Below are 26309 nucleotides of genomic sequence, written 5' to 3' on the forward strand. Positions count from 1 at the left end.
TCGGAGCCCTGGACTTGGCCATAGAGTCCAGTTATTAGCTTTAGCGAATGAACAGGGCTAGGTTAAAGGCTCTGTCTGTCCCGTCAGTCCGTAGCCGTGCGGACCCAAAGGAGTCATTTCAATGCCGTCCCTCGATAGCCTGAAAACCCTTAAAACCCTGCAAGTCGACGACAAGACATACCATTATTTCAGCCTGCCCGACGCAGCCAAAAGCCTCGGTGATCTCGACAAACTGCCGATGTCGTTAAAAGTGTTGCTGGAAAACCTGCTGCGCTGGGAAGACGAAAAAACCGTCACCGGCGCCGACCTCAGAGCGATTGCCGCGTGGCTCAAGGAACGTCGCTCCGATCGCGAAATCCAGTACCGCCCTGCGCGGGTATTGATGCAAGACTTTACCGGCGTTCCCGCGGTGGTCGACCTGGCCGCCATGCGCGCCGCCATGGCCAAGGCCGGCGGCGACCCGCAGCGCATCAATCCGCTGTCGCCGGTGGATCTGGTGATCGACCATTCGGTGATGGTCGACAAGTTCGGCAGTGCAAGCGCCTTCGGACAGAACGTCGATATCGAAATGCAGCGCAATGGCGAGCGTTATGCCTTTCTGCGCTGGGGCCAGAGCGCCTTCGACAACTTCAGCGTGGTGCCGCCGGGCACCGGAATTTGCCACCAGGTCAACCTTGAATACCTCGGCCGCACGGTCTGGACCAAAGATGAGGACGGCCGCACGTACGCGTTCCCCGACACCCTGGTCGGCACCGACTCCCACACCACCATGATCAACGGCCTCGGCGTGCTCGGCTGGGGCGTCGGCGGGATCGAAGCGGAAGCGGCGATGCTCGGCCAACCGGTGTCGATGCTGATTCCGGAGGTGGTCGGTTTCAAACTCACCGGCAAGTTAAAGGAAGGCATCACCGCCACCGACCTGGTGCTGACCGTGACGCAAATGCTGCGCAAGAAAGGCGTGGTCGGCAAATTCGTCGAGTTCTACGGCGATGGCCTCGCCGATCTGCCGCTGGCCGACCGCGCGACCATCGCCAACATGGCCCCGGAATACGGCGCGACATGTGGCTTCTTCCCGGTGGACGACATCACTCTGGAGTATCTGCGCCTGTCCGGTCGCCCACTTGAAACCGTGAAACTGGTCGAGGCCTACAGCAAGGCCCAGGGCCTGTGGCGCCTGCCGGGTCAGGAACCGGTGTTCACCGATAGCCTGGCGCTGGACATGGGCAGCGTCGAAGCCAGCCTCGCCGGGCCGAAACGACCACAGGACCGGGTGTCGTTACCGAATGTTGCGCAAGCGTTCAGTGACTTCGTCGACCTGCAATTCAAACCTGCCAGCAAGGAAGAAGGTCGCCTCGAAAGTGAAGGCGGCGGTGGCGTCGCGGTGGGCAATGCCGATCTGGCCGGTGAAGCGGATTACGACTACGAAGGTCAGACCTATCGCTTGAAAAACGGCGCGGTGGTGATCGCCGCAATCACCTCCTGTACCAACACCTCCAACCCGAGCGTGATGATGGCCGCAGGGCTGGTGGCGAAAAAAGCCGTGGAGAAAGGCCTGAAGCGTAAACCGTGGGTCAAGAGCTCGCTGGCCCCAGGCTCGAAAGTGGTCACCGACTACTACAAGGCCGCCGGCCTGACCCAATACCTTGATGAACTGGGTTTTGCGTTGGTCGGTTACGGTTGCACCACTTGCATCGGCAACTCGGGGCCCTTGCCGGAGCCGATCGAAAAAGCCATTCAGGCCGCCGACCTGACCGTCGCCTCGGTGCTCTCGGGCAATCGCAACTTTGAAGGCCGGGTACATCCGCTGGTGAAAACCAACTGGCTAGCCTCCCCGCCGCTGGTGGTCGCTTATGCGCTCGCCGGCACGGTGCGCATTGATATCAGCAGCGAACCGCTGGGTGACGACAAGGACGGCAACCCGGTTTACCTGCGAGACATCTGGCCAAGCACCCGGGAGATTGCCGACGCGGTGAATCAGGTCAACACCGCGATGTTCCACAAGGAATACGCCGAAGTGTTTGCCGGCGACAAGCAATGGCAGGCAATTGAAGTGCCGCAAGCGGCGACCTATGTCTGGCAGAACGATTCGACTTACATCCAGCATCCGCCGTTTTTCGACGACATCGGGGGCCCGCCGCCCGCAGTCAAGAACGTCGCGGGCGCCCGAGTCCTCGCGCTGCTCGGCGACTCGGTGACCACCGACCACATCTCCCCGGCCGGCAACATCAAGTCCGACAGCCCGGCGGGCAACTACCTGCGCGAGAAAGGCGTGGAACCGCGGGACTTCAACTCCTACGGCTCCCGTCGCGGCAACCATGAAGTGATGATGCGCGGCACCTTTGCCAATATCCGGATCCGCAACGAGATGCTCGGCGGCGAGGAAGGCGGGAATACGATTTACATTCCCACCGGGGAGAGAATGGCGATCTACGATGCGGCCATGCGTTATCAAGCGTCGGGTACGCCACTGGTGGTGATCGCCGGGCAAGAATACGGCACCGGATCGAGCCGCGACTGGGCCGCCAAGGGCACCAATCTGCTGGGTGTGAAAGCGGTCATCGCCGAAAGCTTCGAGCGGATTCACCGCTCCAATCTGGTGGGCATGGGCGTGTTGCCCTTGCAGTTCAAGCTGGATCAGAACCGTAAGAGCCTGAATCTGACCGGCAAGGAAACGCTGGATATTCTTGGTTTGACGGGCGTGGAGTTGACGCCGCGGATGAACCTGACGCTGATCATCACCCGCGAGGACGGCAGCCGCGAGAAAGTCGAGGTGCTGTGCCGGATCGATACGCTCAATGAAGTGGAGTACTTCAAGTCAGGGGGGATTTTGCATTACGTGTTGCGGCAGTTGATTGCGTCCTGACAGACGCCTTACACAGACACCGCCTTCGGGCGGTGTTTTTGTTTGCGTGTACGTCTCTATAATCGCCGCGTATTTATGAACCCGACGCAAATCCACTGTGGGAGCGGGCTTGCTCCGGGCGGCGCTCCGACGAAAGCGGAGTATCCGTCACCGATGATTTCGAATGTGATGGCCTCTTCGCGAGCAAGCCCGCTCCCACAATGGATCGAGGCGACCTGCAGAGTTTCAGACACAAGGACTTCAGATGTTTGCTCTGCCATGGACCTGCCTGGTCCTGCTCTCCCTCGGCTACGGCCTGGCCCTGACCTTCGGCCACCTCGGCTGGCTCGCCGGAATTTCCGTCGCACTGCTACTGATCGCCGGTTTCGCTGCACGCCAGCAACAGCTCCGCATCGGCCGCTACTTCGGCCACGCTCTGTTCATTTTCATGGCCCTCGCACTGGCCATGCACTGGCTCCCCGGTTTCTACAACGGCCGCGGCATCAACCCGCAACGCTTCACCGACGATGCCGTACCGTTTTCCATGTACCTGAATCTGGACAAACCCCTGCTCGGTTTCTGGCTATTGCTGGTCTGCCCGTGGATTGTCGGGCGGCGTTCGCTGCGGCTTTCCCTGTATGCCACGGCGCTGGGGCTGACACTGAGCACCGTGCTGGCGCTGGGCGGCGCGTTATTGCTGGGCGTGATCGGTTGGGCACCGAAGTGGCCGGACCACGCGTGGCTGTGGGTGCTGAACAATCTGCTGTTGGTAACGCTGGTGGAGGAAGCGCTGTTTCGCGGCTACATCCAGGGCGGTCTGAGCCGGCACTTTAAAAACCTGCGCTACGGTGAACATCTGGCCCTGCTGCTTGCGTCGCTGTTGTTTGGGCTGGTGCATCTGGGTGCCGGGTGGCAATGGGTGTTGCTGGCGAGCCTGGCGGGTGTCGGCTATGGCCTGGCTTACCGTCTCGGCGGGTTGGGGGCAGCCATTGCCACGCATTTCGGTTTGAACCTGCTACATTTCGCCCTGTTCACCTATCCGATGCTGGCTGGCTGATGCAACGGTCGTATTGCGGCGCACCGCTGATTATTAAAAAATAATTTCAATAAATCCCTGACAGTGTCGACAACCTCTCAAAGCCTTGCGGATTGAAAAAAGCCATGCGTAACAACCAGCCCATTACACAACGCGAACGGACCTTCCCGACTCAGCAACGGTTGATTTCCACCACCGATGCCAAGGGCGTGATCACCTACTGCAACGACGCGTTCGTCGAAATCTGTGGGTATTCCCGTGAGGAACTGATCCGCGCACCGCATAACCTGGTCCGTCACCCCGACGTACCCGCCGCGGTGTTCGCGCATATGTGGGGCACATTGAAACAAGGCTTGCCATGGATGGGCATTGTCAAGAATCGCTGCAAGAGCGGTGACCACTACTGGGTCAACGCCTATGTCACACCGGTTTTCGAAGGCAATCAGGTCGTCGGTTACGAGTCGGTGCGGGTAAAGCCCACCGCCGAACAAATCCACCGTGCCGAAGCGCTCTACCAACGCATCAACCAGGGCAAGTCAGCGATTCCTTCCACCGATAAATGGCTGCCGGTTCTTCAGGACTGGCTGCCGTTCATTCTGGTCAGCCAGCTGAGTTTCATGATCGGTGCCACGCTCAACTCCCATTGGGGCTTCGCCTTGGCGGCCGGCCTTTCGGTGCCGTTGGGCCTGCTGGGTCTGAGCTGGCAACATCGCGGTCTCAAGCGCTTGCTGCGTTTGGCCGAGCAGACCACTTCCGACCCGCTGATCGCGCAGATGTACACCGACAGTCGTGGCGATCAGGCGCGTCTGGAGATGTCGATCCTCAGCCAGGAAGCCCGCCTGAAAACCTGCCTGACCCGTCTGCAGGACACCGCCGAGTACCTGACAGAGCAAGCGAAGCAGTCCAACAACCTGGCCCACAACAGCTCCACCGGCCTGGAACGTCAGCGCGTCGAAACCGAGCAAGTGGCCACCGCCGTCAACCAGATGGCCGCCACCACACAGGAAGTCGCCAGCCACGTGCAGCGCACCGCTGATGCGACTCAGGAAGCCAATCGCCTGACCGGTCGCGGCCGTGACATCGCCGGGGAAACCCGCGAAGCCATTGAGCGCCTGTCGGTGGTGGTGGGTGAAACCGGTCTGACCGTGACCCAACTGGCCAAGGACAGCGATGAAATCGGCGGCGTGGTCGATGTGATCAAAGGCATCGCCGACCAGACCAACCTGCTGGCGTTGAACGCTGCCATCGAAGCGGCGCGTGCCGGCGAGATGGGTCGTGGGTTTGCGGTAGTGGCTGATGAAGTTCGTCAACTGGCGCAACGCACCAGCGAATCCACCGGGCAGATTCACGCCCTGATCGCCAAGCTTCAGCAGACCGCCAGCACGGCGGTGCAAACCATGGAAGCCGGGCATCGCCAGGCGGAAGAAGGTGTGGCGCGGGTGCTGGAGGCGGATCAGGCACTGGTCGGCATCAGCGAAGCGGTGGCGCACATCACCGACATGACCACCCAGATTGCGGCTGCGACCGAAGAGCAAAGCTCGGTGGCGGAAGAAATCAGCCGCAACATCAGCAACATCTCGCAACTGGCGGATCAGACGTCGGAACAGGCGCAGCACTCGGCATTGTTGAGTGAAGAGCTGACCAAGACGGCGAATACGCAGTATTCGTTGGTGGAGCGGTTTAACCGCTGATTGATGCTGGAAACAAAGAACCCGGACGGTGAAAGCTTCCGGGTTTTTTATTGCCAGTTTGAATGGGATGTCGCCTGTCCCGGCCTCTTCGCGGGCAAGCCCGCTCCCACAGTGAACCGGCGTGTGGTTAGATTTTTTGATCGACACGAAACCCTGTGGGAGCGGGCTTGCCCGCGAAGAGGCCCTACTTGGCGCCCATTATTTCACTGAAGAAATGCAGCTACCCGACTCGCCGCCGAAGCCAAATGCTGCTCATGGGTAAACCCGGAAACCTTCAACGGCTTCAAATCATGATCCCCCGCCGCCAACCAGATCACCTCGATACTCGGTGACAACGTGTAAGCCTCGACCGCCTCACGATTCCCCAGCGCATCCCGCTCGCCTTGCACGATCAGCGTCCGCGTCTTCAACGAAGACAAATGCTCGACCCGCGGCTTCTCCGGTTTACCCACTGCATAAAACGGATAACCGAGGCACACCAACGCATCTGCCTCGAGTTCATCGACTAAAAGACTCGCCATCCGCCCACCCATGGACTTGCCGCCAATGGCCAGATACCCAGTGACATGACGTCGCACCACGGCGTACACCTCACGCCAGCATTCCAGCAGTTTCGGTGCCGGGTTCGGTGGACGCTTGCCGCCATCGACACGCCGTTGCGCCATGTACGGAAACTCGAAGCGCACGACGTTGACGCCCTGCGCAGCAAGGCGCGCAGCCATGTCGTTCATCCAGTCACTGTCCATCGGCGCACCGGCGCCGTGGGCGAGAATCAGCGTCGCCGATGCCGGCACTGAAGCAGCATTCCACAACCATCCATGATCCCGCACACACCGCGCCCATTGATCCCCGTCAATACTGGCCTTGTGCTCTTTGTCCATGCTTGCCTCGCTTTTAGTCTGCCTATAACTCCAGGCGAAGGGAGCGTCTGCCTTGCGCGAACGCCCTCACTTCGGCTGAACCGTGGATGGGGAACCATGAACACTTCTATCAGTACCGCCTACAACTACAAGGTGGTCCGCCAATTCGCCATTATGACGGTGGTGTGGGGCATCGTCGGCATGGGGCTCGGGGTTTTTCTCGCGGCCCAATTGGTCTGGCCTGAACTCAACTTCGATTTGCCGTGGACCAGTTTCGGCCGGTTGCGCCCGCTGCACACCAACGCAGTGATCTTCGCCTTTGGCGGCTGCGCCCTGTTCGCCAGTACGTTCTACTCGGTACAGCGCACCTGCCAAACCCAGCTATTCGCGCCGAAAATTGCCGCGTTCTGCTTTTGGGGCTGGCAGCTTGTGATTCTCTTGGCGGCCATCAGCCTGCCGCTGGGTTACACCAGTTCCAAGGAATACGCCGAACTGGAGTGGCCGATCGACATCCTGATCACCATCGTCTGGGTGGCCTACGCCGTCGTGTTCTTCGGCACGATCATGAAGCGCAAGACCAAGCACATCTATGTGGGCAACTGGTTCTTCGGCGCGTTCATCATCACCGTGGCGATTTTGCACCTCGTCAACAACATGGAATTGCCGGTGAGTTTCACCAAGTCCTACTCGCTGTACGCCGGTGCGACCGATGCCATGGTGCAGTGGTGGTACGGCCACAACGCCGTAGGCTTTTTCCTCACTGCCGGTTTCCTCGGGATGATGTACTACTTCGTGCCGAAACAGGCCGAGCGCCCGGTGTATTCCTATCGTCTGTCGATCGTGCACTTCTGGGCGCTGATCACCCTGTATATCTGGGCGGGTCCGCACCATTTGCACTACACCGCGCTGCCGGACTGGGCGCAGTCACTGGGCATGGTGATGTCGCTGGTCCTGCTGGCGCCAAGCTGGGGCGGGATGATCAACGGCATGATGACGCTCTCGGGCGCCTGGCATAAGTTGCGCAGCGACCCGATCCTGCGCTTCCTCGTGGTGTCGCTGGCTTTTTACGGCATGTCGACCTTCGAAGGCCCGATGATGGCGATCAAGACGGTGAACGCCCTCTCCCACTACACCGACTGGACCATCGGCCACGTTCACGCCGGCGCGCTCGGCTGGGTGGCGATGATTTCCATCGGCGCGCTGTATCACATGATCCCGAAAATCTTCGGTCGCCCGCAGATGCACAGCATCGGCCTGATCAACGCGCACTTCTGGCTCGCGACCATCGGCACCGTGTTGTACATCGCGTCGATGTGGGTCAACGGCATTGCCCAGGGCCTGATGTGGCGCGCAGTCAACGAAGACGGCACGCTGACCTACTCCTTCGTTGAAACCCTGGTGGCCAGCCACCCAGGCTTCATCGTACGACTGGTGGGCGGTGCGATCTTCCTCAGCGGCATGTTCCTGATGGCTTACAACACCTGGCGCACCGTGCGGGCCTCGCAGCCTGCCGAAGTCGCCGCTGCCGCGCAGATGGCCTGAGGAGTCCGCCATGAAACACGAAACAATCGAGAAAAACGTCGGCCTGCTGATGTTACTAATGATCCTGGCCGTGAGCATCGGCGGTCTGACCCAGATCGTCCCGCTGTTCTTCCAGGACGTGACCAATAAACCGGTGGAAGGCATGAAGCCCTACACCGCGCTGCAACTGGAAGGTCGGGACATTTACATCCGCGAAGGCTGCGTCGGCTGCCACTCGCAGATGATCCGTCCGTTTCGCGCAGAAACCGAACGCTACGGTCACTACTCGGTGGCCGGTGAGAGCGTCTGGGATCACCCGTTCCTCTGGGGCTCGAAACGCACCGGTCCGGACCTGGCCCGTGTCGGCGGCCGCTACTCCGAAGACTGGCACCGCGCGCACTTGTACAACCCGCGCAACGTGGTGCCGGAATCGAAGATGCCCGCCTACCCGTGGCTAGTGGCCAATCAGCTCGACAGCAGCCACACCGAAAGCAAGATCAAGGCAATGCGCACCCTCGGCGTGCCGTACACCGACGGCGACATCACAGGCGCTGTCGCCTCGATCAAGGGCAAAACCGAGATGGACGCGCTGGTCGCCTATCTGCAAGTGCTCGGCACTGCCATCAAGAGCAAGAGGTGAGCCATGCCTATTTCTTTTATAGAGAGCGAATTGAGCAGTGGAATGATCCGCGGCCTGGGCACGGTCGTGGTGTTCGTGGCCTTCGTCGGCCTGACATTGTGGGTGTTCAACAGCAAGCGCAATCCGGAATTCGCCGAAGCGCGTTTGCTGCCGTTCGCCGATGACCCCCTATCCGATGACGCCACCCAAGAACCTGAAACAAGGAGTACCCGGTCATGACCACTTTCTGGAGTACGTGGATCTGCGTACTGACCATCGGCAGCCTCATCGGCCTGACCTGGCTGCTGATCAGCACCCGCAAGGGCGAAACCAAGGGCAGCGTCGACCAGACCATGGGCCACAGCTTCGACGGCATCGAGGAGTACGACAACCCGCTGCCGCAGTGGTGGTTCATGCTGTTCGCCGGCACCTTGGTGTTTGCCGTGGGTTATCTGGTGCTTTACCCGGGCCTGGGCAACTGGAAAGGCATCCTGCCGGGTTACGAGAACGGCTGGACCGGCGCTCACGAATGGGAAAAGGAGATGATCAAGGCCGACGCGAAGTTCGGACCGATCTTCGCCAAATTCGCCGCCATGCCCGTTGAAGAAGTGGCCAAGGACCCGCAAGCACTGAAAATGGGCGGTCGCCTGTTCGCATCGAACTGCTCGGTGTGCCACGGTTCGGATGCCAAGGGCGCTTTCGGCTTCCCGAACCTGGCCGACAGCAACTGGCGCTGGGGCGGCGACGCGGCAATGATCAAGACCACGATCATGGGCGGTCGCATGGCCGCGATGCCGGCCTGGGGTGAAATCCTCGGTGAGGCCGGTGTGACAAACGTTGCCGCGTATGTGCGTCATGAACTGGCTGGCCTGCCGCTGCCGGCCGACAGCAGTGCCGACCTGCAAGCCGGACAGCAAGCGTTCAGCACCATGTGCGTCGCCTGTCATGGGGCAAACGGCCACGGCACTGAAGCCATGGGCGCGCCGAACCTGACGCAACCGGCCGGGTTCATCTACGGTACAAGCCTCGCGCAACTGCAACAAACCATTCGTCATGGCCGTCAGGGCCATATGCCGGCGCAGAACGAATTGCTCGGCAACGATAAAGTGCAATTGCTGGCCGCTTATGTGTACAGCCTGTCCCACGGTCTGAATACAGAGCGTTTGCAGGCGGAAGGCAAAAGCAAATAATTCTTGACCGCTCTGCTGCCGCATTTTTCCCGGATGCGGCAGTTCCCTGCCCCTTTGCGACCCATTGTCGCACCCTCCGTTAGTCCTCCTTTCGATTCCCCGGATTCAGGTCTAAGCTTCCTGCGATGCGGACTGGCATGAGCCGGTTCCAGGTCGACCCAACCCGATGTGTTCGACGAATCTATTCGATGACAGGCCGCAAAGGCTGGTAGATACCGGCTGTCGCGCCAATTGCCATCGGTCACCCGATCGTTGCGTTTGAACACACCCCGTTACAACTGACCTGACCCCCCTCACCATTTTCGTTCGCTGCGACATTTGTCCGAGGGCGACTTTGTCCTTACGCGGCGCATGGAAAGGCCGCAGAATCAGCGCTTGAAAGCATTGACCCAGGTCATGGCGCGTTGCAATGACCCCCTGCTTTCTCCATACTTGCGGCCGATTTTTACTCCTAATAAAACACCCAAACCGTGGAACCTTAGAATGAGCACAGCAATCAGTCCGACTGCTTATAACTATAAGGTAGTCCGCCAGTTCGCCATCATGACGGTGGTCTGGGGGATCCTTGGCATGGGGCTCGGTGTCTTCATCGCCTCACAGCTCGTATGGCCGGAATTGAACTTCGGTCTGCCGTGGACGACTTTTGGACGCTTACGCCCGTTGCACACCAACCTGGTGATTTTCGCCTTCGGTGGTTGTGCACTGTTTGCCACTTCTTATTACGTCGTGCAGCGAACCTGCCAAACGCGACTGATTTCCGACAGCCTCGCGGCCTTCACCTTCTGGGGTTGGCAAGCGGTGATCGTCGGTGCAGGCATCTCCTTGCCATTGGGTTACACCACCAGCAAGGAATACGCTGAGCTGGAATGGCCCCTGGCTATTCTGCTGGCCATTGTCTGGGTGACCTACGCTCTGGTGTTCTTCGGCACTATCATCAAGCGCAAGACCAAGCACATTTATGTGGGCAACTGGTTCTACGGTGCCTTCATCCTCGTGACCGCAATGCTGCATATCGTTAACCACATCTCACTGCCGGTCAGCTTATTCAAGTCCTACTCGGCCTACGCCGGTGCGACTGACGCCATGATCCAGTGGTGGTACGGCCACAATGCCGTAGGGTTCTTCCTGACCACCGGCTTCCTGGGGATGATGTACTACTTCGTTCCTAAACAGGCCGAGCGTCCGATCTACTCCTATCGCCTGTCGATCGTGCATTTCTGGGCGCTGATCACCCTGTACATCTGGGCCGGTCCGCACCATCTGCACTACACCGCACTGCCGGATTGGGCTCAGTCCCTGGGCATGGCGATGTCGATCGTTCTGCTGGCTCCGAGCTGGGGCGGCATGATCAACGGCATGATGACCCTGTCGGGCGCCTGGCATAAGCTGCGCACCGACCCGATCCTGCGCTTTCTGGTCGTGTCGCTGGCGTTCTACGGCATGTCGACCTTCGAAGGCCCGATGATGGCCATCAAGACCGTCAACTCGCTCTCGCACTACACCGACTGGACCATCGGCCACGTACACGCCGGTGCCTTGGGTTGGGTGGCGATGATCTCGATCGGCGCGATCTACCACATGATCCCGAAACTGTTCGGTCGCGCGCAGATGCACAGCATCGGCCTGATCAACGCGCACTTCTGGCTCGCGACCATCGGTACCGTTCTGTACATCGCTTCGATGTGGGTCAACGGCATCACCCAGGGTCTGATGTGGCGTGCAATCAACGACGACGGCACCCTCACCTACTCGTTCGTTGAAGCGCTGCAAGCCAGCCACCCTGGTTTCATCGTTCGCGCCCTGGGCGGTGCGTTCTTTGCCAGCGGCATGCTGTTCATGGCCTACAACGTATGGCGCACCGTACGCGCCTCGAACCCGGCTGAAGCCAAAGCCGCTGAACAGATTGCCGTAGTTGGAGCTCACTGATGAAGCATGAAGCAGTCGAGAAGAACATTGGCCTGCTGGCCTTCTTCATGGTTATCGCCGTCAGCATTGGCGGCCTGACCCAGATCGTTCCGCTGTTTTTCCAGGACGTCACCAACAAGCCGGTCGAAGGCATGAAGCCGCGCACCGCCCTTGAACTGGAAGGCCGCGACATCTACATCGCCAACGGTTGTGTCGGCTGCCACTCGCAGATGATCCGCCCGTTCCGTGCTGAAACCGAACGTTACGGCCACTACTCGGTCGCCGGCGAAAGCGTCTGGGACCACCCGTTCCTGTGGGGTTCCAAGCGTACCGGTCCGGACCTGGCCCGTGTCGGCGGTCGTTACTCCGATGACTGGCAGCGTGCGCACTTGTACAACCCGCGCAACGTAGTGCCCGAGTCGAAAATGCCGGCCTACCCGTTCCTCGTGGAAAACAAGCTCGACGGCAAGGAAACCGCCAAGAAAATGGAAGTCTTGCGCACGCTCGGCGTCCCTTACACCGACGAAGACATCGCCGGTGCTCAGGATGCTGTGAAGGGCAAAACCGAAATGGACGCGCTGGTGGCCTATCTGCAAGGCCTGGGCACCATCATCAAAAGCAAACGGTGATTTAGATGGATATCGGGATGATTCGTGGCCTGGGCACCGTTGTCGTGATGGTGGCCTTCATCGGTCTGGCGTTGTGGGTGTTCAGCCCCAAGCGCAAGTCGGAGTTTGAAGACGCGACCTTGCTGCCTTTCGCGGATGATCCCGAAGCCATCAAGCACGTCGAGCAAGCTTCTAGGAGTAACAAAGAATGACTACGTTCTGGAGTCTGTACGTCACAGTCCTCAGTCTCGGCACCATCTTCGCCCTGACCTGGCTGCTGCTGTCCACCCGCAAGGGCCAGCGCGCCGAGCAAACGGACGAAACGGTTGGCCACTCCTTCGACGGGATCGAGGAGTACGACAACCCACTGCCGAAATGGTGGTTCATGCTGTTCGTGGGCACCATCATTTTCGCCCTGGGCTACCTGGTGCTGTACCCGGGCCTGGGCAACTGGAAAGGCCTGCTGCCGGGTTACAACTACCTGGATAACGAGAAGCAGACCGCGTTCGCCAACGGCCAGACCGGCTGGACCGGCGTTCACGAGTGGGAAAAGGAAATGGCCAAATCGGACGCCAAGTTCGGCCCGATCTTCGCCAAGTTCGCTTCCATGCCAATCGAAGAAGTGGCCAAGGACCCGCAAGCCCTGAAGATGGGTGGCCGTCTGTTCGCCTCCAACTGCTCGGTCTGCCACGGCTCCGACGCCAAAGGCGCATACGGCTTCCCTAACCTGACCGACGCCGACTGGCGCTGGGGCGGCGAAGCGCAAACCATCAAGACCACCATCATGGGCGGTCGTCATGCGGTCATGCCGGCGTGGGCTGAAGTGATCGGCGAGCAAGGCGTGGCGGACGTTGCTGCGTTCGTGCTGACCAACCTCGATGGCCGCAAGCTGCCGGAAGGCACCAAGGCTGACCCGGCTGCCGGGCAGAAACTGTTCGCCGCAAACTGCGTGGCGTGCCACGGTCCGGCCGGTAAAGGTACGCCAGCGATGGGCGCACCTGACCTGACTCACCCGGCAACGTTCATCTACGGTTCGAGCTTCGCTCAACTGCAGCAGACCATCCGTTACGGCCGTCAGGGCCAGATGCCTGCGCAAGAACAGCTGCAAGGCAACGACAAGGTTCACCTGCTGGCCGCTTACGTCTACAGCCTGTCTCACGGTGAGAAGGCTCCGGCGCAGGACGCCCAGTAAGGTAAACGCCTGATGCAAAAACGGCCCCGCCAATGAGAATTGGCGGGGCCGTTTTCATTTAAAGAAAAGTTGCACTTCAAACCCGCTCGAAACATGCCCAATCAATCCGGCCACGGCAACTGTTTGAATAGTCGTGAGCCTTGGCATACCTTCGAAAACGCAAACATACACCTCATCTTAAACTTAGAAATGGATTTCTAATGAAACTATCAAACCGCATTACAACCGTGGGCATGCTGATATTTGCCTGTAGCGTAAACATCATACCTGTAGTCGCCTCCGAACTTTCTCCACGCTATATCGTGCTGGCGTCGAGCCCAAAATTCCCGTCAAGTGAAAAGTCCGATAACGGCGAATTTGAATCCGACTCAGACAAACAAGCGCGCTCAAGGTGGCTGATCGATGCGCAGTACACCAGCATTGCCGACTTCAGGGCGCAATCAGGTGGAACTGCCGCAGTTCCCGTCATGATCAACGGCAATCTCACCGTTACAGGGAAGGACAGCGAACGCTCATACATCCGTTCGGTTCTGGAAAACAAACTGAACAACGTCTATGACTACGGCCTGGGAAATTTTGACTACGATAACAATGTCGCTGGTCGCCCGGATTGGGCGGCCGGAAGTGTCGACGACCTCAAGGATCGTTACTGGGGAAAGGTCGACAACTTTGATCTCGCCGCGAGAGCTTCCGGCATGACGAAAACATGGTATGGAAGCCTGGCTTACTCCAGGGACTTTGGCGACGTTCATCTGGTTCAACTGAATAACGAACCCACCTACTCAGCCAGTTTTTCCACCCGTTCGTTATTCAATACGACCACTTATGAAATCACTTCTTCCCTTGACTGGCTGGAACGAGATTTGAAGCGGGCGCGGGCGCAAGGGAAAATCATTCTGCTTAACCTGAGTCAACCGTTCCACTGGCCCGTGAAGGAAACCGAGATTTTGCGGTTCACAAAAATGATCGAGGACTACGGTGTAACCGCGGTGTTTTCCGCGAATGCGCAAAAGCGAAGCGGGAAATATGAGTCGAGCAACTATATTTACGGCGACATTCCCTTGTTCATGAGTGGCTCGGCCGTTCAGCAGAGCTGGTTGTTTGCCGCTCTTTCAACCGATAGAACGCAACTGACGGTAAACGTCATTGCGGGTAACGACTGGCGTAACCCCGTTGCGACTCACACTGTCCCGGTCAGGTAGCAGTCTGGCGCCAACGTCCGAACTGATGGCGCCGATTTTGGCCAATGTCGCCCGCCCCTTGTAAACGATGACGAACGGTACATCCGTTTTCCTTCAACCAATTGCCGGACAGCGGACTTGGTAGTAACGTTTCTACATTAGATTTTTCAGGAGGGTCACCATGATGGCCATCACCACCATTTCCAGTCGTGAATTCAATCAGGACACAGGTAGTGCCAAAAAAGCCACATGCCAAGGGCCGGTTATCATCACCGATCGTGGCAAGCCGGCACATGTACTGCTAAGCATTGAGGACTACCAAAAACTGACCGGCAACAACGCCAGCATTGTCGACTTATTAGTGATGCCAGAAGCGGCAGACATCGAGTTCGAGACCGAGCGTGCCGTGATCACTCATCGACCCGTGGACCTGTCCTGATGTTTCTACTCGACACCAATGTGATTTCCGAACTACGCAAACCCCGGGCAGACGCCAACGTCGTCGCCTGGGCCAAAAGTGTCATCGCCCCACGGATGTTTATTTCGGCCATTACCCTGAAGGAGCTGGAGACCGGGGTTCTGCGAATGGAGCGTCGTGACCCGGCGCAGGGGAAGGTATTGCGCACCTGGCTGAAGCGACATGTCATGCCAGCCTTTGATGCCAGAATCTTGCCGGTCGACGCCGCCGTGGCCCTGCGCTGTGCCGGTTTGCATGTTCCAGACAGCACCAATGAAAGCGCAGCCCTGATTGCAGCGACTGCCTTGGTTCATGGTCTGACGGTGGTCACTCGCAATATCAGCGACTTTCAGTCCAGCGGCGTTGCGCTGATCAACCCATGGGCCGATTGAACGCTGACACTCGCAAAACCGTCCATAATTTCACCAGTCAATTGATTCAAGTCATTACACCGTCGATTGATTTCCACCAACGTGACCAAAGGTCGCACCCTTGGGCTAGAGCTACAGGCGTATCATTGCGCCACTGCAACACCTCTTTTTGACCGCGGTCGGCATGTACTGACCGAGGCATTTTTCCACTGCCGTGGGATGCAACTGATGAGCAACCAGATTCCGGTACACGACGTTACTCCGCCTGCCAAAAACGCGAACAACAGCGTCGACCTCTACGCCTCTCGAGAAAAGATTTACACCCGTGCCTTCACCGGCCTGTTCCGCAACTTGCGGATGATGGGCGGGGCCTTTTTGTTTCTGTTGTACTTCGGCACGGTGTGGTTGAACTGGGGCGGTCATCAAGCCGTCTGGTGGAACCTTCCAGAGCGTAAATTCTTTATTTTTGGCGCCACCTTCTGGCCCCAGGACTTCATCCTGCTCTCGGGGATTCTGATCGTCAGCGCCTTCGGGCTGTTTTTCATTACCGTGTACGCCGGGCGCGTCTGGTGCGGCTATACCTGCCCGCAGAGCGTGTGGACGTGGATTTTCATGTGGTGCGAAAAGGTCACCGAAGGCGACCGCAACCAGCGCATCAAACTCGACAAGGCGCCAATGAGCGCCAACAAATTCCTGCGCAAATTCAGCAAGCACGCGATGTGGCTGTTGATCGGCTTCGTCACCGGCATGACCTTCGTCGGTTACTTCTCGCCGATCCGCGAACTGACCCTCGACTTCTTCATCGGCGAGGCCGATGGCTGGTCGTATTTCTGGGCCGGTTTCTTCACCCTTGCCACCTACGGCAACGCCGGCTGGTTGCGCGAGCAGGTGTGCATTTACATGTGCCCGTATGCGCGCTTCCAGAGTGTGATGTTCGACAAGGACACACTGATCGTTTCCTACGATCCGCGTCGCGGTGAAAGCCGCGGCCCGCGCAAGAAAGGCATCGACTACAAGGCTCAGGGCCTGGGCGATTGCATCGACTGCACCATGTGCGTCCAGGTCTGCCCGACCGGCATCGACATCCGTGATGGCCTGCAAATCGAATGCATCGGTTGCGCTGCGTGCATCGATGCCTGCGACAGCATCATGGACAAGATGAATTACCCGCGCGGCCTGATCAGCTACACCACCGAGCACAACCTGTCCGGGCAAAAAACCCATAAACTGCGCCCGCGCCTGATCGGCTACGCAGCGGTGTTGCTGGCCATGATGGCGTTGCTGGCGGGAGCGTTCTTCATGCGTTCGCTGGTGGGTTTCGACGTCAGCAAGGACCGCGTGCTGTACCGCGAGAACGCCGAAGGCCGGATCGAAAACGTCTACAGCCTGAAGATCATGAACAAGGATCAGCGCGACCACACGTACGTGCTGGAGGCCGCCGGCCTGCCGGACCTGAAGCTGCAAGGCAGGCGCGAAATCAAGGTCGCCGCCGGTGAGATTTTCAGCCAGCCGGTCGAACTGTCCATCGCCCCGGAAAAACTGCCATCGAGCACCAACGAGGTGAAATTCATCCTCAAGGATGCCGATGACGAAAGCATCCACGTTGAAGCCAAGAGCCGGTTCATCGGCCCACAAATTCGTTAAGAGAAGTGATCATGCCCGCATCAAACGCCGCAAGTCCCTGGTACAAGCACCTTTGGCCGTGGATCATCATCGCCATCCTCGCCTGTTCGGTGACGCTGACGTTGTCCATGGTGACGATCGCGGTGAAAAACCCGGACAACCTGGTCAACGACAACTACTACGAGGCCGGCAAAGGCATCAACCGCTCCCTCGACCGCGAGCTGCTGGCGCAGACCCTGCTCCTGCGCGCCAGTGTGCACCTGGATGACGTGACCGGCGAAGTCGACCTGCGCCTGAGCGGCAACAGCCAACCGAAAACCCTGGAACTGAACCTGATCTCGCCGACGCAGCCCGAGAAGGATCGCAAGATCACCCTCGCCCGCAGTGAAACCGAACAGGGCCGCTACATCGGCCAGTTGAGCGACAAGGTCGATGGCCGTCGTTTTGTCGAACTGCTGGGCACTCAGGACGACCACATCTGGCGCATGTTCGAAGAAGAGCAGGTCAGCCATGACAAGGACCTGCTGCTGGGTGACGAACCGCTGCAAGGCGCGGAAGACCTGTAGGAGCTGTCGAGTGAAACGAGGCTGCGATCTTTTGATCTTGCTCTTTAGAAACAACATCAAAAGATCGCAGCCTCGTTTCACTCGTCAGCTCCTACAGGCATGAGCTCCTTCCTGACGATATAGACTTCCCTCATGACCACACCAACCCCCTGCTACCACTGCGCCCTGCCCGTTCCGGCCGGCAGCCGCTTCACCGCTGCCGTCCTCGGTGAAACCCGCGAGTTCTGCTGCCCGGGTTGTCAGGCCGTGGCCGAAGCGATTGTCGCCGGTGGGCTGGAAAGCTATTACCAGCATCGCAGCGAAGCCTCGGCCAACCCCGAAGCGTTGCCGGTGCAGTTGGTGGATGAACTGGCGTTGTACGATCGCGCCGACGTGCAAAAGCCCTTCGTCCGACACGACGGCGAACTCGCGGAAACCACTTTGTTGATGGAAGGCATCAGCTGCGCAGCATGCGGCTGGCTGATCGAGAAACACCTGCGCGGATTGCCAGCGGTGGCGGAAGCGCGCCTGAACCTGTCCAACCATCGCCTGCATGTGCGTTGGGCTGATGCGCAACTGCCCCTGAGCCAGGTGCTCAGCGAGTTGCGCCACATCGGTTACGCCGCGCACCCCTATCAGGCCGACCGCGCCAGCGAACAACTGGCCAGCGAAAACCGCTTGGCCCTGCGCCAACTCGGGGTCGCCGGGCTGCTGTGGTTCCAGGCGATGATGGCGACCATGGCCACCTGGCCGGAATTCAACATCGACCTCAGTCCCGAGCTGCACACCATCCTGCGCTGGGTCGCGCTGTTTCTCACCACGCCGATCGTGTTCTACAGCTGTGCGCCGTTCTTCAAAGGGGCGATGCGCGATTTACGCACCCGCCACCTGACCATGGACGTTTCGGTGTCGCTGGCGATTGGCGGTGCTTACATAGCCGGGATCTGGACCTCGATCACCGGGGTCGGCGAACTGTATTTCGATGCCGTCGGCATGTTTGCGCTGTTCCTGCTGGCCGGGCGCTATCTGGAGCGCCGCGCCCGGGAACGCACCGCCGCCGCCACCGCACAGCTCGTCAATCTGCTGCCCGCCTCGTGCCTGCGGCTGAGCGCCGATGGCCAGAGCGAGCGGATCCTGCTCAGCGAACTGCGCGTCGGCGATCATGTGCTGGTGCATCCCGGCGCGATCCTCCCGGCCGACGGCAAGATCCTCGACGGCCAATCGAGCATCGACGAGTCTTTGTTGACCGGCGAATACCTGCCGCAACCGCGAACGCTCGGCGATGCGGTCACCGCCGGCACCCTGAACGTCGAAGGCGCGTTGACCGTGGAAGTCCGCGCCCTCGGCCAGGACACCCGACTGTCCGCCATTGTCCGCCTGCTCGACCGCGCTCAGGCTGAAAAACCGCGACTCGCAGAAATCGCCGACCGCGCCGCGCAGTGGTTTCTTCTACTGACGCTGATCGCATCCGCCTGCATTGGCCTGCTTTGGTGGGAGCTGGACTCATCGCGCGCCTTCTGGATTGTCCTGGCGATGCTCGTCGCGACCTGCCCGTGCGCCTTGTCCCTCGCCACGCCGACCGCCCTCACCGCCGCCACGGGCACGTTGCACAAGCTGGGTCTGCTGCTAACGCGCGGTCATGTGCTGGAAGGCCTGAACCAGATCGACACGGTGATCTTCGACAAGACCGGCACGCTCACCGAAGGGCGCCTGGCGTTGCGTTCGATCCGCCCCCTCGGCGCACTCGACAGCGATCAGTGCCTGAGCCTCGCCGCCGCCCTCGAAAACCGTTCCGAACACCCGATCGCCCGCGCGTTTGGTCGCGCGCCACTGGCCGCCGAAGAAGTCCACAGCACGCCGGGACTGGGCCTGGAAGGCATGGTCGGTTTACAGCGCCTGCGCATCGGCCAGCCGGGTTTTGTCTGTGAACTCAGCGGCGCCGCCGTACCGCTGATGCCTGATGAGGCCGGGCAATGGCTGTTGCTCGGCGACCGTCAGGGGCCGCTGGCCTGGTTCGTCCTCGACGACCGTTTGCGCGCCGATGCACCCGCATTACTGGAAGCCTGCAAGGCGCGCGGCTGGCGCACATTGTTGCTGTCCGGGGACACCTCGCCGATGGTTGCCAGCGTCGCAGCGGAACTGGGCATCGACGAGGCCCGTGGCGGCTTGCTTCCGGACGACAAACTGCAGGTCTTGCAACAGCTGCACAAGGAAGGACGCAAAGTGTTGATGCTCGGTGACGGGGTCAACGATGTACCGGTGCTGGCCGCCGCCGACATCAGTGTCGCCATGGGCTCGGCCACCGACCTGGCGAAAACCAGTGCCGACGCCGTATTGCTGTCCAACCGTCTCGATGCGCTGGTGCAAGCCTTCAGCCTCGCCCGGCGTACCCGTAGGGTAATCATCGAGAACCTGCTGTGGGCCGGGCTGTACAATGGCCTCATGTTGCCGTTCGCCGCCCTCGGCTGGATCACGCCAGTGTGGGCCGCCGTCGGCATGTCGATCAGTTCGTTGACCGTGGTGCTGAACGCCCTGCGCCTGACTCGCCTGCCGAGCACGCCGGCCGCCAGCGCCACGCCAGAAACCCGCCCGTTGCCGGCCTGAGCCGCGCGGGCATGGAGCCTTCCCATGCCAGCTCTTTACGTGATGATCCCGGCCGCGCTGCTGATCGTGGCCATCGCGGTCTACATCTTCTTCTGGGCGGTCGACAGCGGTCAGTACGACGACCTCGACGGCCCGGCCCATAGCATCCTGTTCGACGACCAGGACCCGAATCACACCGCAGCGGTCGATGAGGCCAGCGGCCAACCGGTCAAACCGGACGACAAGGCGCCCCCGCATGTTTGAGTTGGCGCCACTGTTGGTGTCTGCGGTGATCCTCGGCCTGCTCGGCGGCGGCCATTGCCTGGGCATGTGCGGCGGCTTGATGGGCGCGTTGACCCTGGCCATTCCCAAGGACCAACGCAGCCGACGCTTTCGATTGCTGCTGGCCTACAACTTCGGGCGAATTCTCAGTTACGCCGCTGCCGGCCTGCTGATCGGCCTGGCGGGTTGGGCGGTGGCGAACAGCCCGGCGGCGATGTTCATGCGCATCCTCGCCGGATTGCTGCTGATTGCCATGGGGCTTTATCTCGCCGGTTGGTGGAGCGGCCTCACCCGCATCGAAAGCCTCGGTCGCGGCTTGTGGCGGCACATCCAACCGGTGGCGAACAAATTGCTGCCAGTGTCGAGCCTGCCCCGCGCATTGCTGCTGGGCGCGCTCTGGGGCTGGCTGCCGTGCGGGCTGGTTTACAGCACGCTGCTGTGGTCGGCGAGCCAGGGCAATGCGCTGGACAGTGCATTGCTGATGCTCGCGTTCGGCCTCGGCACCTGGCCGGTGTTGCTCGCCACGGGGCTGGCCGCCGAGCGAGTCACGGCGCTGTTGCGCAAACGCAGCGTGCGCATGACGGGTGGCCTGCTGGTGATGTTGTTCGGCATCTGGACCTTGCCGGGGCCGCATCAGCATTGGCTCATGGGGCACTGATCCTGTGGCGAGGGAGCTTGCTCCCGCTGGACTGCGCAGCAGTCCCATCTTTTAGGGCCGCTACGCGCCCCAGCGGGAGCAAGCTCCCTCGCCACAAAAACCAAACACAGCCACCCATCGCCGTTGATGCAAATCAAGATGCCCCAACGCCGCACCCCATAGACTTGCCGACACTGCCAGCCTATCCGGGGGAATGCCCGCATGATGCTCGACGCCATTCGTTGGGATACCGATCTGATCCGCCGTTATGACCTGGCGGGACCGCGTTACACCTCCTACCCGACCGCCGTGCAATTCGACGGTCATGTCGGCACCTTCGACCTGTTTCATGCGCTGCGGGAAAGCCGTAAGGCCCTGCGCCCGTTGTCGCTGTATGTGCACGTACCGTTCTGCGCGAACATTTGCTACTACTGCGCCTGCAACAAAGTCATCACCAAGGATCGCGGCCGCGCCCTGCCCTACCTGCAGCGCCTGGAGCAGGAAATCCAGCTGATCGCCTGCCACCTCGACCCAGCGCAGAAGGTCGAGCAATTGCACTTCGGCGGCGGCACGCCGACCTTTCTCAGCCATGACGAATTGCGCCAGCTAATGGCCCAGTTGCGCAAAAGCTTCAACTTGCTGGATGACGACAGCGGCGACTACGGCATCGAGATCGACCCGCGCGAAGCCGACTGGTCAACCATGGGCCTGCTCCGTGAACTGGGCTTCAACCGGGTCAGCATCGGCCTGCAAGACCTCGACCCGGCCGTACAACGGGCGGTGAATCGCCTGCAAAGTCTGGAAGAAACCCGTGCGGTGATCGACGCGGCACGCACGTTGCAATTCCGCTCGATCAACATCGACCTGATCTATGGCTTGCCCAAACAGACACCCGACAATTTCGCCCGCACCGTCGAAGAAGTGATCAACCTGCAACCGGACCGGTTGTCGGTGTTCAACTACGCGCACTTGCCGGAGCGCTTCATGCCGCAACGGCGAATCAGCAGCGACGAGTTGCCGACCCCGGCGCAGAAACTGGACATGCTCCAGCGCACCATCGAACAGTTGACCGCCGCTGGCTATCGCTACATCGGCATGGACCACTTCGCCCTGCCCGACGATGAACTGGCCATTGCCCAGGAAGAATCGACCCTGCAACGCAATTTCCAGGGCTACACCACCCACGGCCATTGTGATCTGATCGGGCTGGGCGTCTCGGCCATCAGCCAGATCGGCGACCTGTACTGCCAGAACAGCAGCGATCTGAACCAGTACCAGAACGCCCTGGCCTCCACGCAACTGGCGACCAACCGCGGTCTGCTGTGCAACGCCGATGACCGCGTACGACGGGCGGTGATTCAGCAGTTGATTTGCAGTTTCAATGTGGAATTCGCCGAGATCGAGCAGGCCTTCAACATCGACTTTCGCGGTTACTTCGGCGAATTGTGGCCGCAATTGCAGGGCATGGCCGAGGACGGGCTGATCGAACTGACCAATGAACGGATCACCGTGCTGTCCGCCGGACGATTGCTGGTGCGTTCGGTGTGCATGGTGTTCGATGCGTACCTGCAGCAACAAAATCGCCAGCGCTTTTCACGTATCATTTGAGGTAGCATCAAAATCGCCGCAAGCTGGCCTGAATGTCCTCAGGTAGGTTACCCTTACGTCTTATGTGTGTTTTCCCACAAGGATTTAAGAAATGTCCGAGTCAGTAAAACTGCGCGCTCATAACCAGGCCCATTGCAAGGATTGCAGCCTGGCGCCCCTCTGCTTGCCACTTTCTCTGAATCTGGAAGACATGGATGCGCTGGACGAGATCGTTAAACGTGGCCGCCCCTTGAAAAAGGGCGAGTTCCTGTTCCGTCAGGGCGACGTTTTCGATTCCGTTTATGCAGTACGCTCTGGCGCCCTGAAAACGTTCAGCCTGAGCGATGGCGGTGAAGAACAGCTCACCGGCTTCCATTTACCGAGCGAACTGGTCGGGCTGTCGGGCATGGACACGGAAAAGCATCCGGTGTCGGCGCAGGCGCTGGAAACCACCTCGGTCTGTGAAATTCCGTTCGAACGCCTCGATGAACTGGCGCTGCAACTGCCGCAATTGCGCCGTCAACTGATGCGCGTGATGAGCCGCGAGATTCGCGACGATCAACAGATGATGTTGTTGCTGTCGAAAAAAACCGCCGACGAGCGCATCGCCACGTTCCTGGTCAACCTGTCGGCGCGTTTCCGCGCTCGCGGCTTCTCGGCCAATCAGTTCCGCCTGAGCATGTCGCGCAACGAAATCGGCAACTACCTGGGCCTGGCAGTGGAAACCGTGTCGCGGGTGTTCACGCGCTTCCAGCAGAACGAGCTGATTGCCGCCGAAGGCAAGGAAATTCACATCCTTGACCCGATCCAGCTCTGCGCCCTGGCCGGTGGCTCGATCGAAGGCTGATATTCCGACGATCGCGGCTGAGCGAAACGGTTCAGCCGTCGGTATACTGCGACGTTTGCAGCCTGCCAGGACACCTCGACGATGGTCTTCGACTCCTTTGACATCAAATCCCTGATCCGCCCTGTGATCGACTTCCCGAAACCGGGTGTCATCTTTCGCGACATCACCCCGTTGTTCCAGTCGCCCACCGCCCTGCGCCTGGTGATGGACAGCTTTGCCCACCGCTACGTCGAGGCCGACTTCACCCACATCGGCGCCATGGATGCCCGTGGCTTTCTGATTGGTTCGGTGCTGGCCTATCAGTTGAACAAGCCGCTGGTGCTGTTCCGCAAACAAGGCAAACTGCCGGCCGACGTGCTGGCCGAGGGCTATGCGACCGAGTACGGTGAAGCCTTCCTTGAAGTGCACGCCGACAGTCTTTGCGAAGGCGACTCGGTGGTGATGTTCGATGACTTGATCGCTACCGGCGGCACGCTGATTGCGGCGGCGAACCTGATTCGGCGCATGGGCGCGCGGGTGCATGAAGCGGCGGCGATTATTGATTTGCCGGAACTGGGTGGGTCGCAGCGGCTGGAAGATATGGGGATTCCTACTTTCTGTCTGACGCAGTTTGCCCTGACTGATAAGTAAGCGGCGCCTGTACCGGCCTCTTCGCGAGCAAGCCCGCTCCCACAGTGGATTTTCTGTGTACATAACATTTGTGCACGACTGAAATTAACTGTGGGAGCGGGCTTGCTCGCAAAGGCGTCAGCCGCAACACCGCGAAACTCAGAGCCCCATCTGCTTGCTGATAATTTCGTTCATCACTTCCCGCGTCCCCCCACCGATCGACAGAATCCGGTTATCCCGATAAAGCCGCTCCACCAGGCTTTCACGCATATACCCCAAGCCCCCCAGAATCTGCACCGCATCCGTGGTAATCCGATCCGCCGTGTCCGTCGCAAAATTCTTGGCCATGGAAATCTCCTTTATCACACTCTGCCCCGCCGCCATTTTCGCCGCCTGACGGTAGGTGAACTCCCGTGACACCTCCAACGCGGTAGCCATTTCGGCGAGGCGGTGTTTAAGCACCTGAAACTTGCCGATCGGTTTGCCGAACGCCTCGCGCTGACGCGCCCATTTCAGGCTTTCTTCCAACGCCAGTTGCGCAGTCATGTTGGCCATCAGCGCCAAGGCCAGGCGTTCGCTCTGGAAGTTGCCCATGATGCAAGCAAAGCCCATGTCCTCGGCGCCGATCAGATTTCCGACAGGCACGCGGCAATCGTCGAAGAACAATTCGGCCGTGTCCGACGCCCACCAGCCCATTTTCTTCAACTGTCGGCCTACGGTGAAACCCGGCGTGCCCTTCTCGATCAGCAACAGGCTGATGCCACCAAATCCGGGCGCGCCGGTACGCACCGCGACGGTGTAGTAATCCGCGCGCACGCCGCTGGTGATAAAGGTTTTGCTGCCGCTGACCCGGTAAACATCACCGTCGCGTACGGCTCGGGTTTGCAGGTTGGCCACATCGGAGCCACCGCTGGGCTCGGTCACCGCCAGGGCGCTGATCTTCTCGCCAGCCAGCACGGACGGCACGATACGATCTCGAACGTCGGGCCTGGCCCATTTGAGGATCGGCGGCAATCCGATGTCCAACGAGCCAAGCCCCGCCACCAACCCGCCGGAGCCGCAGCGCATCAACTCTTCGCTGGCGGCGATTTTGGCGAACAGGTCACCTTCGTGACTGCCACCCAGGGCTTCGGGGTAACCGATCCCCAGAATCCCCGCCGCACCGGCCTTGAGGTAAAGCTCGCGGGGAAAGCTTTCGGCCTCTTCCCACTGGTCGATGTCCGGAAGAATCTCACGCTCGACGAAACGTCTGACGCTGTCACGGACCAATTGGTGGCTGGGGTCGAAGTATTCCTGAAAGGCAGGCATCGGCGAACTCCACTGAAGGGTTCAGCGAAGTTAACCGAGCGCTTGCTTGGTTTTCAACAGGAAGATGGGTGGAGGACAAAAAAGATCGCAGCCTTCGGCAGCTCCTACAGGGTGTACACAAAATTCTGTAGGAGCCGCCGAAGGCTGCGATCTTTTGACTTTGATGCGGTTACAGCACGATCGGCTTACGCCCGGCAAACGAATGCGCCAACGTCCCGCCATCCACCAGCTCCAGCTCGCCACCCAACGGCACGCCATGGGCAATGCGCGAAGCGATCAGGCCTTTGTTGCTGAGCAACTGGGCGATGTAGTGCGCCGTGGCTTCACCTTCGACCGTCGGGTTGGTCGCGAGGATGACTTCGGTAAACGTGCCCGCCTCTTCGATCCGCGCCAGCAACTGCGGAATTCCGATGGCTTCCGGACCGAGCCCGTCGAGCGGCGACAGATGGCCCTTGAGCACAAAGTAGCGACCACGGAAACCGGTCTGCTCCACCGCGTAGACATCCATCGGCCCTTCCACCACGCAAAGCAAGGTGTCGTCGCGACGGGTATCGGCGCATTGCGGGCACAGGTCATCTTCGGTCAGCGTGCGGCACAACCGGCAGTGACCCACCCCTTCCATGGCCTGGCTCAACGCCGACGCCAGGCGCGAGCCACCGCTGCGATCACGCTCGAGCAGTTGCAATGCCATGCGCTGGGCAGTTTTCTGACCCACACCTGGCAAAATTCGCAGGGCATCGATCAGTTGGCGAATCAAAGGGCTGAAGCTCATGGGGAAACGTCCGACAAAACAACGAGACGCGGTTTATACCCGC

General features: G+C 60.0%; 25 protein-coding genes. 22 read left to right on the forward strand and 3 right to left on the reverse strand.

The features are described 5' to 3' along the window. Positions 1-121: 121 nt before the first annotated feature. The 3 genes from acnA (at position 122) to ACYZTL_RS06360 (ending at position 5569) form a co-directional block, all read left to right on the forward strand. Positions 122-2863 carry an aconitate hydratase AcnA gene (gene acnA, locus ACYZTL_RS06350; protein WP_461951056.1) on the forward strand — a complete coding sequence of 914 codons (2742 nt, stop codon included), beginning with the start codon at positions 122-124 and terminating at the stop codon, positions 2861-2863. A 244-nt stretch (positions 2864-3107) separates the two neighbouring features. Then, on the forward strand, positions 3108-3899 hold the full coding sequence (locus ACYZTL_RS06355) for a lysostaphin resistance A-like protein (protein WP_461951057.1): 792 nt from the start codon (positions 3108-3110) through the stop codon (positions 3897-3899). 104 nt (positions 3900-4003) lie between these two features. Next, positions 4004-5569 (forward strand): methyl-accepting chemotaxis protein, encoded by a 1566-nt coding sequence (locus tag ACYZTL_RS06360; RefSeq protein ID WP_461951058.1) that lies wholly within the window; start codon positions 4004-4006, stop codon positions 5567-5569. Between the two features lie 203 nt (positions 5570-5772). On the opposite strand, the gene ACYZTL_RS06365 is transcribed toward ACYZTL_RS06360, so the two are convergent. Next, positions 5773-6450, reverse strand: a complete 678-nt coding sequence (locus ACYZTL_RS06365; RefSeq protein ID WP_461951059.1) for an alpha/beta family hydrolase — start codon at positions 6448-6450, stop codon at positions 5773-5775. A 96-nt stretch (positions 6451-6546) separates the two neighbouring features. Between ACYZTL_RS06365 and ccoN (ACYZTL_RS06370) the strand changes: the two genes are divergently transcribed. From ccoN (ACYZTL_RS06370) to ACYZTL_RS06460, 19 genes are all read left to right on the forward strand, one after another. Next, positions 6547-7971, forward strand: coding sequence for a cytochrome-c oxidase, cbb3-type subunit I (gene ccoN / locus ACYZTL_RS06370; protein WP_461951060.1), 1425 nt, complete (start codon positions 6547-6549; stop codon positions 7969-7971). Between the two features lie 10 nt (positions 7972-7981). Beyond that, a complete protein-coding gene (gene ccoO / locus ACYZTL_RS06375; RefSeq protein WP_461951061.1) occupies positions 7982-8590 on the forward strand; it encodes a cytochrome-c oxidase, cbb3-type subunit II in 609 nt (202 codons plus the stop codon). Positions 8591-8593: 3 nt separating this feature from the next. Next, a complete protein-coding gene (locus ACYZTL_RS06380; RefSeq protein WP_461951062.1) occupies positions 8594-8809 on the forward strand; it encodes a cbb3-type cytochrome oxidase subunit 3 in 216 nt (71 codons plus the stop codon). Then, positions 8806-9759, forward strand: a complete 954-nt coding sequence (ccoP, locus tag ACYZTL_RS06385) for a cytochrome-c oxidase, cbb3-type subunit III (RefSeq protein WP_461951063.1) — start codon at positions 8806-8808, stop codon at positions 9757-9759. Before ACYZTL_RS06380 ends, ccoP (ACYZTL_RS06385) begins: the two co-directional genes overlap by 4 nt. Positions 9760-10242: 483 nt before the next feature. After that, positions 10243-11685, forward strand: coding sequence for a cytochrome-c oxidase, cbb3-type subunit I (gene ccoN, locus ACYZTL_RS06390; RefSeq protein ID WP_461951064.1), 1443 nt, complete (start codon positions 10243-10245; stop codon positions 11683-11685). Next, positions 11685-12293, forward strand: a complete 609-nt coding sequence (gene ccoO, locus ACYZTL_RS06395; protein ID WP_461951065.1) for a cytochrome-c oxidase, cbb3-type subunit II — start codon at positions 11685-11687, stop codon at positions 12291-12293. Before ccoN (ACYZTL_RS06390) ends, ccoO (ACYZTL_RS06395) begins: the two co-directional genes overlap by 1 nt. 5 nt (positions 12294-12298) lie before the next feature. After that, a complete protein-coding gene (locus ACYZTL_RS06400) occupies positions 12299-12484 on the forward strand; it encodes a CcoQ/FixQ family Cbb3-type cytochrome c oxidase assembly chaperone (protein WP_003175465.1) in 186 nt (61 codons plus the stop codon). Beyond that, positions 12481-13464: a cytochrome-c oxidase, cbb3-type subunit III gene (gene ccoP, locus ACYZTL_RS06405; RefSeq protein WP_461951066.1), complete on the forward strand. Its 984-nt coding sequence runs from the start codon at positions 12481-12483 to the stop codon at positions 13462-13464. The genes ACYZTL_RS06400 and ccoP (ACYZTL_RS06405) overlap by 4 nt, the downstream gene beginning before the upstream one ends. A 200-nt stretch (positions 13465-13664) precedes the next feature. Further along, positions 13665-14666, forward strand: coding sequence for a phosphoesterase (locus ACYZTL_RS06410; RefSeq protein WP_461951067.1), 1002 nt, complete (start codon positions 13665-13667; stop codon positions 14664-14666). Positions 14667-14829: 163 nt separating this feature from the next. Continuing rightward, complete coding sequence (locus ACYZTL_RS06415; RefSeq protein WP_461954274.1) at positions 14830-15084, forward strand: type II toxin-antitoxin system Phd/YefM family antitoxin; 255 nt, start codon at positions 14830-14832, stop codon at positions 15082-15084. Beyond that, positions 15084-15494, forward strand: a complete 411-nt coding sequence (locus tag ACYZTL_RS06420; RefSeq protein ID WP_461951068.1) for a PIN domain-containing protein — start codon at positions 15084-15086, stop codon at positions 15492-15494. Before ACYZTL_RS06415 ends, ACYZTL_RS06420 begins: the two co-directional genes overlap by 1 nt. Before the next feature lie 207 nt (positions 15495-15701). Further along, positions 15702-17117, forward strand: coding sequence for a cytochrome c oxidase accessory protein CcoG (gene ccoG / locus ACYZTL_RS06425; protein WP_461951069.1), 1416 nt, complete (start codon positions 15702-15704; stop codon positions 17115-17117). An 11-nt stretch (positions 17118-17128) separates the two neighbouring features. Further along, positions 17129-17662 carry a FixH family protein gene (locus ACYZTL_RS06430; RefSeq protein WP_461951070.1) on the forward strand — a complete coding sequence of 178 codons (534 nt, stop codon included), beginning with the start codon at positions 17129-17131 and terminating at the stop codon, positions 17660-17662. Positions 17663-17794: 132 nt separating this feature from the next. Beyond that, complete coding sequence (locus ACYZTL_RS06435) at positions 17795-20245, forward strand: heavy metal translocating P-type ATPase (RefSeq protein ID WP_461951071.1); 2451 nt, start codon at positions 17795-17797, stop codon at positions 20243-20245. 24 nt (positions 20246-20269) lie between these two features. Next, the gene (ccoS, locus tag ACYZTL_RS06440) at positions 20270-20488 is read left to right on the forward strand and encodes a cbb3-type cytochrome oxidase assembly protein CcoS (protein WP_461951072.1); all 219 of its coding nucleotides are present in this window, start codon (positions 20270-20272) and stop codon (positions 20486-20488) included. Next, positions 20481-21164 (forward strand): sulfite exporter TauE/SafE family protein, encoded by a 684-nt coding sequence (locus ACYZTL_RS06445; RefSeq protein WP_461951073.1) that lies wholly within the window; start codon positions 20481-20483, stop codon positions 21162-21164. Before ccoS ends, ACYZTL_RS06445 begins: the two co-directional genes overlap by 8 nt. A gap of 204 nt (positions 21165-21368) precedes the next feature. Further along, positions 21369-22751 carry an oxygen-independent coproporphyrinogen III oxidase gene (gene hemN, locus ACYZTL_RS06450; RefSeq protein WP_461954275.1) on the forward strand — a complete coding sequence of 461 codons (1383 nt, stop codon included), beginning with the start codon at positions 21369-21371 and terminating at the stop codon, positions 22749-22751. A 91-nt stretch (positions 22752-22842) separates the two neighbouring features. Next, on the forward strand, positions 22843-23577 hold the full coding sequence (fnr, locus tag ACYZTL_RS06455; protein WP_461951074.1) for a fumarate/nitrate reduction transcriptional regulator Fnr: 735 nt from the start codon (positions 22843-22845) through the stop codon (positions 23575-23577). Between the two features lie 81 nt (positions 23578-23658). Further along, the gene (locus ACYZTL_RS06460) at positions 23659-24207 is read left to right on the forward strand and encodes an adenine phosphoribosyltransferase (RefSeq protein WP_027921719.1); all 549 of its coding nucleotides are present in this window, start codon (positions 23659-23661) and stop codon (positions 24205-24207) included. 138 nt (positions 24208-24345) lie between these two features. On the opposite strand, the gene ACYZTL_RS06465 is transcribed toward ACYZTL_RS06460, so the two are convergent. After that, positions 24346-25494 (reverse strand): acyl-CoA dehydrogenase family protein, encoded by a 1149-nt coding sequence (locus tag ACYZTL_RS06465; RefSeq protein WP_461951075.1) that lies wholly within the window; start codon positions 25492-25494, stop codon positions 24346-24348. A gap of 169 nt (positions 25495-25663) precedes the next feature. Next, positions 25664-26266, reverse strand: a complete 603-nt coding sequence (recR, locus tag ACYZTL_RS06470; RefSeq protein WP_076030358.1) for a recombination mediator RecR — start codon at positions 26264-26266, stop codon at positions 25664-25666. Between the last annotated feature and the right edge of the window lie 43 nt (positions 26267-26309).

This window comes from Pseudomonas sp. LB3P81 (genome assembly GCF_054897965.1).